Below are 12245 nucleotides of genomic sequence, written 5' to 3'. Positions count from 1 at the left end.
TGCAGCCGCACCGGGCCCCGGATCCTCACGCGGCGGCCCGCCACCGGACGGCCGCCGCCCCGGCGAAGTCGCCGGCGTGCGCGAACCCGGCCAGCATCAGCAGCGAGCCGTCCCGGATCCGGCCCTCCCGCAGCCCGTGGTCCAGGGTCACCGGAACCGCCGCGCCGAACAGGTTCCCGAACCGGTCGTAGGTGTCCAGATGCCGGTCCGGCTTGATGTCCAGCCGCTCCTGCCACTTGCGCAGGAACACCCGGTTCGGCTGGTTGGTGATCAGCGTGTCCAGATCGCCCGGTTCGATGTCGAGCCGGTCGCACACCGCGCGCACCGTCTCGGGCACCAGCCGGTTGCCCCGCTCGACGATGTCGGCGATCTTGCCGGGCGTGAACCCGACGTGCACCTGGGACTCGCCCGGCTCCCAGTACTTGCGGCCGTCCGCGAGCGTCAGCCCGCAGTCCTTGGCGTACTCGCCGAGGTTGCGGGTCTCGATCGCCAGCACCGGGGACTCCTCGGAGGCGGCGACGTAGGCGACACCGCAGCCGTCGCCCGGCACCACCGCCTCGGGCAGCTTGCGCACCTCGGACTGGGTCATGACGTTCCCGGCGCAGTTCTGCACATTGCACAGCAGCGCGGCGCGCGCCTGCCCGCTGCCGATCAGCGCGCGGGCCAGCCGCAGCATGTGGATGAACGAGGCGCAGCCGCCGTTGTGCGCGTCCAGCACCCAGTCGGGGCGCAGCCCGAGCCGGTGGCTGACCTCGGCCCCGGCGCCGGTGATCGGCAGGTCGGGCAGCAGGACGTTGGTGAGCACCACATCGATCTGGGACGCCTCGCGCGGCCCGATGCGGTCCAGCAGGACGCGGGCGGCCTTCTCGATCATGTCGGCCGCGCTCTCGTCGCGGTCCACGTGGTGCCGGAAGGCGGGCGCGCCGAACATGGTGCTGTCGGCCAGCGGGCTGTCCGGGTCCTGGTGGTCGAGGAAGTACTGGGTGGGCACCTTGCGGGGCGGGAGGTAGGAGGCGACCTCCAGCAGGCTGACGGTTATCACGCGGCGCCGCCCCCGTGCCGGTGCTCCAGGATGCGCTTGAGGTTCTGGAGTTCGAGGGCGTGCGCGGCGGCGAAGATGTCCCAGAAGTCGCCGACCCACGGGCGTTCGGGGGTGGGGGCCAGCTCGGGGAACGGGTTCTTGTCGTAGTACGGGTGGCGGCTGTTGGTCCACAGCACGACGGAGCCGGGCTTGCCGAGGACGGTGCGCGCGTCGACGATCCGGTGCAGGTACACCATCCACAGCTCCTCGCCCTGGTCCCAGGCGCAGTGCATGTCGACGGTGAGCGCGGACGGGTCGGACTCGACCCGCATGAAGATCTTGGTGTCCGGGTGCGCGAGCGGGTCCCGGCCCTCGTACAGCCCCGGCTTGCCCTCGACGGGCTGGAAGGCGCGGGTGCTGTAGGTGAACTCGTCGAGGTTGCGGATGTCGCTGAGGTAGGCGTGGACGGCCTGCGGCGGGGCGTCGATGTACTCCTCGACGGTGACGAACGGGGACGGGCCGGGGGTGTAGGAGGCGGCGAGGCCGATGGCCTGCTCCTGCGGGGTGTTCTCGATCCGGATCAGGCCGGGGATGTCGTCGATGCTGCTGGACATGGCGGTCCTAACTGTGGGTGTGGAACGGCCGGAACGGCGGTACCTGGTGCGGGTCGGTGTCGATGGAGATCAGGACGGGGCGCCCGTCCGGCGGCTCGGCCAGCGCCCGGTCGAGCGCGGCGGCGTCGGCGGCGTGCAGCGCCCGCACGCCCGGGAACAGTGCGGCGACCCCGGCCCCGATGCGGGCGGGCCGGAAGAGGTTGTAGGTGTAGTCGCCGGAGAAGAACACCTGCTCGCGGGTGTGGCACATGGCGTGCGCGTTGTTGTTGACGATCAGGAAGGTGATGGGGAGGCCGAGTTCGGCGGCGGTGTGGATCTCCATGCCGTGCATGTAGAAGGCGCCGTCCCCGGCCACGACGTACGTGGGCGCACCGGTGGCGAGCGCGGCCCCGATGCCGGCGCCGAAGCTGTGGCCCATGCCGCCCATGCCGAGCGCGGTGATGAACCGGCCCTTGGCGGGGGCGGGCACCTGGTGGACGGTGGTGGCGCCGGTGTTCCCGGCGTCGACGACGAGTTGGGCGTTGTCGGGGAGCCGGCGGGCGAGGACGGCGAGAGCGGTGGGCAGATCGAGCGCCGCGCCGTCCGGCGGGGCGGGTACGCCGGTCGCGGTCGCAGCGGTCGTCGCCGATGCGGGTGGTATGTCGGCCGTCGCCGACACGGGCGATCCGGCCGGTACGTCGGCCGTCGCCGGTGCGGGCGGTGCGGGCGGTGCGGGCGGTATGTCGGCCGTCGCCGGTGCGGGCGGTACGTCGGCCGCTGCCGCCGTCGCCGCCGTCGCCGATGCGGCGGGCGCCGCAGCCGGTGCGAGCCCCGCCGCCCCCGCCCCCGCCGCAGTCGCTCCCGCCGCCGCCCGCAACACGTCTGCCAGCGCGTCGAGTTCCGCACCGATCGGGCCGGTCAGCCGGATCAGGCGCGGGTGGTCCACGGGCAGCAGCGGCGCCGTGCCGCCGTCCACGCTCACCACCGGGACGTCCGCCAGTCGCGCGCGCAGCGCGCCGCCCGCCAGCTGCGGCAGCTGGTTGCCGGCCAGCACCACGGCCGCCGCCGCCCCGATCCGCCGGTCCGTCTCCGGCACCCCGGACGGCCCGAGCACGCCCAGGCAGCGCGGATCGCCGTTGTCGAACACGTCCTTGGCGTCCGGCGCCACCGCTACCGGCGCGTCCAGCGCCGAGGCAAGCGAAGCCAATTCGCTCCGGGCGTCGGCGCGGATCACCCCGGGACCCGCCAGCACGACGACCTCGCCGCCCGCCGCCGCGTCCGCCAGGACGCGCGCCGCCTCCCGGCGGGTCCGCTGCGGGGAGAGCGGGCGCGCGGGCACCTCGACCGGGCCCGGTCCGCCCCCCGGTGCGGCACCGGCACCGAGTACCGCTTGCTGCACATCCTTCGGCAGCAGCAGCACGGCCGGTCCCGGCGCGGTGAGCGCGGCCGTCCACGCGCGCGGCAGCAGCGTCACGATCTCCCCGGGCTCCCGCACCCGGGCGCAGAACACGCCGATCTCCGCGAACAGCCGCTCCGCGTCCATCGTGCCGGCCGCGCCCGAGGTCTCCTGGAAGGAGCCGGTGCCGTCGAGCGCCGCCGGGGGCTGGCCGATCAGCGCCAGCGCCGGGACCCGTGAGGCGCGCAGTTCGGCGAGCCCGGGCACCAGGTTCATCGCCCCGGCGCCCGAGGTGGCGGCGACCGCCGCCGGGCGGCCCGAGGCGCGGTGGTAGCCGTCGGCCATCGTCGCGGCCGAGAACTCGTGCTTGGCCACCAGGGCCCGCAGCGGCGCCCCGGCCGACTGCACCGCGTCGTAGAGATCCTCGATATTCGCTCCGTCCACTCCGAACACATCGTGCAGCCCCTGATTCCTCAGGAAAGCGACGATGTAATCAACCGTGCGCGATGAGTGACCCATGGTGGTGGCCCGATCCGGAAGTCGTGGTGCGGGGGTCCGGCCTTTCTATGCCGCGCGCCAACGCCCCGCCACCCGCAGCAACTTGCCATCCATGACAGGGCGCTTGCCCTGACAGATTGCTGCTATCGGATTGCCATGCCGCCGCCCGGTGCCGCCGACCTAGGGTGTGGTCCTCCATCCACCGGACAGCCAGGGAGTTCCCGATGGTCACCGTTTCCATGGTCTGCGATCTCATGGCGAAGAAGCTGGGCGCCAAGGCCGCCCAGCACACGCTCAACGCCGATACGGAATTCGAAACCGTGGGCCTTTCCAGCCTCCAGATCGCCGATATCGTCTACGCGATCGAGGACGAGGTGGGCATCGAATTCGACCCGGGTCAGGCCGCCAATGTGAAGACCGTCGGCGACCTGGTCGAACTGGCCCGCGCCACCAAGCTCGGCAGCGTGGAGGCATGAGCGCCCCCGCCCCCGCCACCGCGCCCGGCGCCGTTCTCAACCAGGGCGCCACCGCCGAGGCCATCCAGCACCACTACGACGTCTCCGACGACTTCTACGCCCTGTGGCTGGACACCTCGCTCACCTACACCTGCGCGCTCTACCAGGAGCCCGCCGACCCGGCCGAGACCCTGGAGTGCGCCCAGCGCCGCAAGCTGGACCACCTCGTCGAGCAGGCCCGGGCCGGCGGCGCCCGCCGGGTGCTGGACATCGGCTGCGGCTGGGGCAGCCTGCTGCGCCGGCTCGCCGAGGTGTACGAGGTGCCGGCCGCCGTCGGGCTCACCCTGAGCGCGACGCAGGCCGCCCGGGTACGGGAGCAGGCGCTGCCCGGCGTCGAGGTGCGGCTCGAACCCTGGCAGGAGCACCGGCCCGAGGGGGACGGCTACGACGCCATCATCTCCATCGGCGCCTTCGAGCACTTCGCCGCGCCCGGGCTGTCCCGCGCCGAACGGGTGGCGGCGTACCGGGAGTTCTTCGAGCGGTGCGCCGGCTGGCTGCCGCCGGGCGGCCGGCTCGCGCTCCAGACCAATGTCAAGGGAAACAACGTCGTCATGGACCGGGCCACGGTCCGCGATCAGCTGTTCATCATGGACATGATTTTCCCGGAGTCGGAAATTCCCGCGCTCTCCGAAGTGATCCACGGCGCCGAGCGGCAATTCGACGTCGTCTCGCTCCGCAACGACGCCCCGCACTACAGCCGCACCCTGCGCGAATGGCACCGCCGCCTCACCGCCCGCCGCACCGAGGCGATCGCGCTCGTCGGCGAGGAGACCACCGCGCATTACGAGCGCTATCTGCGCTCCGCCGCCGACCATTTCGACCGGCGGCACCTCGGACTCGCCCGCATCACCTTCGAAAAGGTGCGGTGACATGCGCCTGGACGAGCTGAAAAAGGTGGTCTACTGGCACGAGACCGCACCGGCAGAGCCCGGACCGCCGCTGCGCGAGAACATCGACTGCGACGTCGCCGTCGTCGGCGGCGGCTACGCGGGCCTGTGGACCGCGCACTTCCTCAAGCAGGCCGAACCGGCCCTCGACATCCACATCGTGGAGGCCGAACACTCCGGCTACGGCGCCTCCGGCCGCGCCGACGGCTTCGTCACCCCGACCATCGGCAAGGACATCCAGGCCCTCGTCGAGCGGTTCGGCGAGCGCCGCACCGCCGAGGCGTCCCAGGCCGTGGGCCGCTCCATCCTGGAGATCGGCCGCTTCCTGCGCCGCAACAGGATCGACGCCGACTGGGAGGCCAACGACTACCTGCTGGCCGCCACCAGCCCCGCCCAGCTCAAACGGCTCGCCCACGACCGGGCGCTCGCCGCCCGGCTCAGCGGCGGCGCCGCGCCCGAACTCCTGGACGCCCGCGCCACCCGCGACATCATCGGCTCCCCGGCCCTCACCGGCGCGCTGCGCACCGGCGGCGCGCTGATCAACCCGTACAAGCTGGCCCGGGGCCTGGCCCGCGTCGTCCGCGAGCAGGGCGTCACGATCCACGACCGCACCCCGGCGCTGCGCGTGCGGCCCGGCGTCCGGCCCACCGTGCACACCCCCGGCGGCAAGATCACCGCCGACAAGGTCGTCCTGGCCGCCAACGCCCACCAGTTCACCTTCCCCGGCTTCCGCAACAAGGTCCTGCCGGTGTGGAGCTACGCCCTGGTCAGCGACCCGCTGACCGACGCCCAGCTGGGCCGGATCGCCTGGGCCGGCCGCGAGGGACTGGTCGAGGCCAAGACGTTCCTCACCTGCGCCCGCTTCACCGCCGACAACCGCGTGCTGTGGGCGGGCGGCCCGGTGCTGTACTTCGCCGGCCGCGACCTGCGCCGCCGCCGCATGAACGAGCCGCGCGCCTACCGCGAACTGCTCCGCGAGTTCCGGCGGTTCTTCCCGATGTGGGACGACGTACGGTTCCGCTACGCCTACGGCGGCACCATCGACATCACCCGCGACTTCGCCCCGCACTTCGGCACCCTGCCCGGCAACATCCTGTACGGGTACGGCTTCTGCGGCAACGGCATCTCCGCCACCCACACCGGCGGCAAGGTGCTGCGCGACCTCGTCCTCGGCAAGGACTCCGACTTCACCCGGCTGCTGTACGTGGACGGCCCCGGCCGCTCCCAGCCGTCCTTCCCGCCCGAGCCGCTGCTGGCGGCCGGAGTACGCGGCGTGACCCGGCTGATGGAGTGGCGGGAGGGCCGGTCATGAGCGCCCCCACCGTCCTGCTCACCGGCGCCGGCGGCGTCGTCGGCCAGTCGCTGCTGCGCGAGCCCGCCGACGTCCGGCTGATCGCCGCCGCCCGAGGCCCCATCGACGCCGGCCGCGCGGTGCGCACCGTGCACTGCGACCTCACCCGGGACCGGTTCGGCCTGGACGCCGGCACCTACCGGGCGCTGGCCGCCGAGGTCGATGTCGTCATCCACTCGGCCGGGCTCACCGAATGGGGCCTGCCCGCCGAACGGTACGAGCCGGTCAACATCGAAGGCACCCGCCGCGTCGCCGAGTTCGCCGAAACGGCCGGTGCCGCCGTGCACTTCATGTCCACCGCGTTCGTCGCCGCCCTGCTGCCCGGCGCGGCGGCCCCGCTGCCGGACACCAACATCACCGCCCCGTACGTCCGCTCCAAGCTCACCGCCGAACAGCTGCTGGCCAAGAGCGGTGTCCCGCACACCGTCTTCCGCCCCACCAACCTCATCGGCGACTCCCGCACCGGCTGGACCTCGCGCGGCCAGGTCGTCCAGCTGCTGTCGGACTGGATGTGCCGGGGCCGCGCCCCGTTCATCCTCGCCCACCCCGGCAACCGCACTGACATCGTGCCCCAGGACCTGCTCTCCAAGGCGGTACTGCGCGCCATCGAACAGGGCGTGGACGAGGGCGAGTTCTGGGTCACCTACGGCCCGGAGGCGATGGACATGGAGACCACCCTCGCCGTGTGCGCCGAGCACGCCGCGAGCCTGGGCCGCACCCTGCCGCAGGTGCCCGTCGTGCACCCCGACAGCGAGCGCGGCCGGGACCTGTCCGGCCTCACCCCGCTCGCCCGCTCCTATCTGTCGGTGCTGCGCGACGTCAGCGAGGTCACCATGGCCTCCGGCGGCGTCCTGCCCACCTCCCTGCCCGAACTGCGCGCCCGCTTCGGGCTGCCCGACGTCCGCGACACCGACGCCTACCTGCGCACCCTGCGGTACGCGTCGGCCCCACCCGAAGGGAACTGAACCCATGGCAGAAGGCGAAGGCTGGCAGCCGCCCCGGCTGGACGGCACCGTGGCCGTGGTGACCGGCGCCAGCCGCGGCGTGGGCCGCGGCATCGCGCTCGCGCTCGGCGCGGCCGGCGCCACCGTGTACGTCACCGGCCGCTCCTCGCGCACCGGCGACCGCACCGAGGGCCTGCCCGGCACCGTCGAGGACGTCGCCGAGGAGATCACCGCACGCGGCGGCACCGGCATCGCCGTGCGCTGCGACCACACCGAGGACGCCGGAAACCGGGCGCTCGCCGACCTGGTGCGCGAGCGGCACGGCCGGCTCGACCTGCTCGTCAACAACGCCTGGGCCGGCTACGAACGCTCCGCCGAAGTACGCTTCGACGCCCCGTTCTGGCAGCAGCCGATGTGGCGCTACGACCTGTGCGCCGCCTCGCTGCGCGCCCAGTACGACGTGACGCGGCTGCTCGTCCCGCTCATGCTGCCGCAGCGCGCCGGGCTGGTCATCGGCATCGGCTTCACCGACGGCGACACCTACCTCGGGCAGGCCGCCTACGACGTGTTCAAGCACGGCTCCGACCGCCTGAACCGCGCCTTCGCCGCCGACCTGCGCAAACACGGCGTCACCGCGCTCGCCCTGCACCCCGGGTTCGTCCGCACCGAGCGGGTGGAGGCCGCCTGGGAGGCGCTGAGCGCCGGGCCCGCCGCCGTCCTGCACTCCGTGGAGTACGTGGGCCGCGCCGTCGCCCACCTCGCCGCCGACCCCGCCGTCGCCGAACGGGCCGGCACCGTCCTCACCACCGGGGACCTGGCCGAGGAGTACGGCTTCGACGACGTGGACGGCCGCCGCCCGCCCGCCTTCCGGCTGGAGGGCCGGATGACGCTGGCCACCCGCATGGACCGGCTCAACCGCGTGGTGGCCGCCGCCACGGCAGCCGCCACCGGTACGTCCGCCGGTTCCGCCGGAACCTCCTGAACCGGCACTCCCTGACCGACCCGACCCGGAAAGGCACCTGACGCATGGACGGCAAGGAACACCGCTGGTTCATCCTGGCGGCGTCCATCATCCCCCTGATCGGGATCATCGCCGCGATGGTCCTGCTGTGGAACCGCATCTTCGGCTGGAGCGACCTCGCGGTCCTGGTGATCATGTATGTGATCTGCGGGTTCGGCGTCTCCACCGGCTACCACCGGATGCTCACCCACCGCTCCTTCGAGACGTACAAGCCGATCCGCTACACCCTGGCCACCTGGGGCGCCATGGCCGGCCAGGGCCCGCCCATCATCTGGGCCGCCCACCACCGCAGGCACCACCGCGTCGCCGACAAGGAAGGCGACCCGCACAGCCCGCACCTGGGCTTCGAGCCCGGCGTCAAGGGCACCCTGGCCGGCGTCTGGCACGCCCACCTCGGCTGGCTCTTCGACACCGGGCTCACCTCCGACCCGCTGCGCTACTGCCCCGACCTGACCCGCGAGAAGCCGCTGCGCTGGATCAGTGAGAACTTCGTCCTCGTCGTCCTCGCCGGCATCGCCCTGCCCGGCCTGCTCGGCTTCGCCTTCACCGGCGGCGACTGGACGGCGCTGCTCACCGGCATGCTGTGGGGCGGCCTGGTGCGGCTGTTCCTCGTCAACCACCTCACGTACGCGGTCAACTCCATCGGCCACGTCTTCGGCCGCCGCCGCTTCACCACCACCGACGAGTCCCGCAACGTCGCCTGGCTCGCCATCCCGTCCTTCGGCGAGGCCTGGCACAACAACCACCACGCGTTCCCGCGCTCCGCCCGGCACGGCATGCGCTGGTACGAGGTGGACATCAGCGCCATTTTCATCTGGAGCCTGGAGAAGACCCGGCTCGCCTGGAAGGTCGTCCGCATCGACACCGAGCGGCTCACGCTCCGCGAGGCCGGCATCTCCCGGGTCAGCGCGGCCGGCGCCGACCGGCAGCAACTGCTCGCCAGCCAGCAGGAGATCGTCCCGCTCGCGGAGCGCTCGGCCGACGCCAAGCCCTCCTTGGTGGACGTCGAGTAGCCGCCCGGCCGACCCACCCGGCCGCCCGGTGCCACCGGCCCGGGCGGCCGGCCGGGCGCACCGCCCACCGCCGCCACCCCAGGGAGTACACGATGAGCGAGGAAGCCTCCTTCTTCCGGTCCGACGACGACGAGGACGGTCCCGGCACCGGCCCCGGCACCCCCGGCCGGCTGCGGCTCCACCTCAACGAGAGCCCGTACGGCCCGCCGCCCGGCGCCGTCGACGCGGTACGCGAGGAGGCCGCCGGCCATCTCCCGCACTACCCCGACCCCGCCGCCCGCACGCTGCGCGCCGCCCTCGCCCGGCACTTCGCGGTCGACCCGGCGATGCTCACCGTCGGTAACGGCGTCGACGAACTCATCCTGCTCACCGCCCTCACCTTCGCCGCCGGCCCGCAGGCGGAAGTCACCTGCACCGAGCGGACGTTCCCCGGCTACGGCGAAGCCGCCCGCGCGGTCGGCGCCCGGCTGCGCGCCCTGCCGCTGACCCCCGGGTACGCCGTCCCGGCCACCGCCTTCGCGCACGCCCTGGCCGACGGCACCGACCTGGCGTTCGTCTGCAACCCGCTCAACCCCTCCGGCACCGTCCTGGACCGCGCCGGGACCGCCGCCCTGCTGGCCGCCGCCGACGGCGCGCCCGGCCAACTCGTCTTCGACGAGGCCTACCTGGACTTCGCCGGCCCCGAACACGACCACGCCCTGGACCGGGTACGGGACGGCGCCCCCGCCCTCGTGCTGCGCACCTTCTCCAAAGCCTGGGGCCTGGCCTCGGTCCGGCTCGGCGTCCTCATCGGCCCGCCCGAGCGCGTCGCCCGCATCGAACGCACCGCCCGCGCCCTGCCGTTCCGCGTCAGCCGCCCCGCCCAGCGCGCCGTGCTCGCCGCCCTGGCCGAGCCGGGCCACCTGGAGCGGGTCCGCACCGGCACCGCCCGCGCCCGCGAACACCTCACCAAGTCCCTGGACACCATCGGCGTGTCCGTCACCCCCTCGGCCGCCAACTTCGTGCTGGCCGCCCTGCCCGTCGCCGACAGCACCCGCGTCGCCGCCCGGCTCGCCGCCGAACACGGCGTCCTCGTCCGCGACCTCACCCTGCTCGGCCTGCCCGGACACCTGCGGATCACCGTCGGCACCGTCCCCCAGGTCGAACGGGCCGTCACCGCCCTCGCCGCCGTCCTGCGCACCATGGAGCACGCCGCATGAGCCACTACCTGCCGAACGTCCGGGACATCGAGTTCACCCTGTTCGAGGTACTGGGCCGGGGCGAGGTGTACGGGCGGGGCCCGTACGCCGACGCCGACGAGGACACCGCCCGCACCCTGCTCGCCGAGGTCGCCCGGCTCGCCGTCGACGCCCTCGCCGACGCCACCGTCGACGCCGACCGCACCCCGCCCGCGTACCACCCGCTCGACCAGGCCGTCTCGCTGCCGGACAGCTTCACCAAGGCGTACCGCACCTGGATGGACACCGGCTACCACCGGCTGTGGCTGCCCCCCGAGCTGGGCGGCTCGCAGGTGGCGCCCTCGCTCCAGTGGGCGGTCACCGAACTCCTCATGGGCGCCAACCCGGCGCTGCACATGTACCAGTCCTTCGGCGGGTTCGCCTCCGTGCTGCACGCCCTCGGCACCGACGAGCAGCGCACCCTGGCCCGCACCATGGTGGAGCGCGAGTGGGGCGGCACCATGGTGCTCACCGAGGCCGACGCGGGCAGCGACGTCGGCGCACTGCGCACCCGCGCCGTACCGCAGGACGACGGCAGCTGGCACATCGAGGGCGTCAAGCGCTTCATCACCTCCGGCGAACACGATCTGTCCGAGAACATCGTGCACTTCGTGCTCGCCCGCCCCGAGGGCCACGGCCCCGGCACCAAGGGCCTGTCGATGTTCGTCGTCCCCAAGTACCGGGTGACGGACTGGTCCACCGGCGCCCTGGGCGCGCGCAACGGCGTCCGCGCCACCGCCCTGGAGGACAAGATGGGCCTCAAGGCGTCCGCCACCGTCGAACTCACCTTCGGCGAGGCGGAACCGGCCGTCGGCTACCTGGTCGGCGAACGGCACGACGGCATCCGGCAGATGTTCACCATCCTCGAACACGCCCGGATGATGGTCGGCACCAAGGCCATGGCGACCCTCTCCAGCGGCCACCGGCACGCCGTCGCCTACGCCACCCAGCGCCTCCAGGGCGCCGACCTCACCCGGGCGACCGACAAGAGCGCGCCCCGGGTGCCGATCATCCGCCACCCCGAGGTGCGCCGCTCCCTCCTCACCCAGAAGGCGTACGCCGAGGGCCTGCGCGCCCTCGTCCTGTACACCGCGTGCGCCCAGGACGACGGCAACCGGGCGCTGAGCGACCTGCTGCTGCCGCTGGTCAAGGGGTACGGCGCCGAGCGGTCCTGGGAGCAGCTGAGCGCCGCGCTCCAGATCCTGGGCGGCGCCGGGTACCTCAAGGACCACCCGCTGGAGCAGTATCTGCGCGACGCCCGGATCGACACCCTGTACGAGGGCACCACCGCGATCCAGGGCATGGACTTCTTCTTCCGCAAGATCGCCCGCGACCAGGGCGCCGCCCTCACCGCGCTGGCCGCCGAGATCACCGCGTTCGCCGCCTCGGAGGCGGGCGGCGGGCAACTGGCCGCCGAGCGCGAGCAACTGAGCGACGCGGCGGACGCGCTGCGGCGCATCACCGAGACGCTGGGCGGCCATCTGCTCACGAGCTTCGAGACCCCGGACGCGCTGTACGAGGTCGGCCGCAACACCACCCGGCTGCTGATGGCGGCCGGCGACGTGGTCACCGGCTGGCTGCTGCTGCGCGGGGCGGCCGTGGCCGCCGAGCGGCTGACCGGCGAAGTGCGCCCGGCCGACCGGGCGTTCTACGAGGGGAAGATCGCCGCCGCGTCGGTCTTCGCCCACGACGTCCTGCCGCTGGTCGCCGCCCAGCTGCACACGGTCGGCCGCCGCGACGAGCGGCTGATGAGCCTGCCGGACGCGGCGTTCTGAGCCCGAGGAGGCCC

At 73.3% G+C, this 12245-nt stretch carries 11 protein-coding genes; 8 read left to right on the top strand and 3 right to left on the bottom strand.

Features of this window, described 5'->3' with window-relative positions; all coding sequences use genetic code 11:
* Positions 1 to 25: 25 nt before the first annotated feature.
* From BM385_RS18495 to BM385_RS27235, 3 genes are read right to left on the bottom strand one after another with little or no spacing between them, the layout of a single operon-like run.
* Positions 26 to 1042 carry a 3-oxoacyl-ACP synthase III family protein gene (locus BM385_RS18495; protein ID WP_093843720.1) on the bottom strand — a complete coding sequence of 339 codons (1017 nt, stop codon included), beginning with the start codon at positions 1040 to 1042 and terminating at the stop codon, positions 26 to 28.
* A complete protein-coding gene (locus tag BM385_RS18490) occupies positions 1039 to 1635 on the bottom strand; it encodes an SRPBCC family protein (protein WP_019432766.1) in 597 nt (198 codons plus the stop codon). The genes BM385_RS18495 and BM385_RS18490 overlap by 4 nt, the downstream gene beginning before the upstream one ends.
* A gap of 7 nt (positions 1636 to 1642) precedes the next feature.
* The gene (locus BM385_RS27235) at positions 1643 to 3529 is read right to left on the bottom strand and encodes a thiamine pyrophosphate-binding protein (RefSeq protein WP_093843719.1); all 1887 of its coding nucleotides are present in this window, start codon (positions 3527 to 3529) and stop codon (positions 1643 to 1645) included.
* A 218-nt stretch (positions 3530 to 3747) separates the two neighbouring features.
* Here BM385_RS27235 and BM385_RS18480 point away from each other — a divergent pair, with 218 nt between their 5' ends.
* The 8 genes from BM385_RS18480 (at position 3748) to BM385_RS18445 (ending at position 12231) form a co-directional block, all read left to right on the top strand.
* Positions 3748 to 3984 carry an acyl carrier protein gene (locus BM385_RS18480; RefSeq protein ID WP_246338276.1) on the top strand — a complete coding sequence of 79 codons (237 nt, stop codon included), beginning with the start codon at positions 3748 to 3750 and terminating at the stop codon, positions 3982 to 3984.
* The gene (locus BM385_RS18475; RefSeq protein ID WP_093843718.1) at positions 3981 to 4892 is read left to right on the top strand and encodes an SAM-dependent methyltransferase; all 912 of its coding nucleotides are present in this window, start codon (positions 3981 to 3983) and stop codon (positions 4890 to 4892) included. Before BM385_RS18480 ends, BM385_RS18475 begins: the two co-directional genes overlap by 4 nt.
* 1 nt (position 4893) lies before the next feature.
* Positions 4894 to 6222, top strand: a complete 1329-nt coding sequence (locus BM385_RS18470) for an FAD-dependent oxidoreductase (protein ID WP_093843717.1) — start codon at positions 4894 to 4896, stop codon at positions 6220 to 6222.
* The gene (locus BM385_RS18465; RefSeq protein WP_093843716.1) at positions 6219 to 7226 is read left to right on the top strand and encodes an SDR family oxidoreductase; all 1008 of its coding nucleotides are present in this window, start codon (positions 6219 to 6221) and stop codon (positions 7224 to 7226) included. The genes BM385_RS18470 and BM385_RS18465 overlap by 4 nt, the downstream gene beginning before the upstream one ends.
* Before the next feature lie 4 nt (positions 7227 to 7230).
* Positions 7231 to 8187 (top strand): SDR family NAD(P)-dependent oxidoreductase, encoded by a 957-nt coding sequence (locus tag BM385_RS18460; RefSeq protein WP_093843715.1) that lies wholly within the window; start codon positions 7231 to 7233, stop codon positions 8185 to 8187.
* Between the two features lie 44 nt (positions 8188 to 8231).
* Positions 8232 to 9239 (top strand): acyl-CoA desaturase, encoded by a 1008-nt coding sequence (locus BM385_RS18455; protein ID WP_019432773.1) that lies wholly within the window; start codon positions 8232 to 8234, stop codon positions 9237 to 9239.
* A gap of 92 nt (positions 9240 to 9331) precedes the next feature.
* Entirely contained in the window at positions 9332 to 10438 is a 1107-nt protein-coding gene (locus BM385_RS18450; protein ID WP_093843714.1) for a pyridoxal phosphate-dependent aminotransferase, read from the top strand.
* Positions 10435 to 12231 (top strand): acyl-CoA dehydrogenase, encoded by a 1797-nt coding sequence (locus BM385_RS18445; protein WP_093843713.1) that lies wholly within the window; start codon positions 10435 to 10437, stop codon positions 12229 to 12231. Before BM385_RS18450 ends, BM385_RS18445 begins: the two co-directional genes overlap by 4 nt.
* The last annotated feature ends 14 nt before the right edge of the window (positions 12232 to 12245 follow it).

Source organism: Streptomyces harbinensis (assembly GCF_900116145.1).
Classification (GTDB): Bacteria; Actinomycetota; Actinomycetes; order Streptomycetales; family Streptomycetaceae; genus Streptomyces; species Streptomyces carpaticus.
This window is presented reverse-complemented; position numbering and strand designations above follow the sequence as displayed.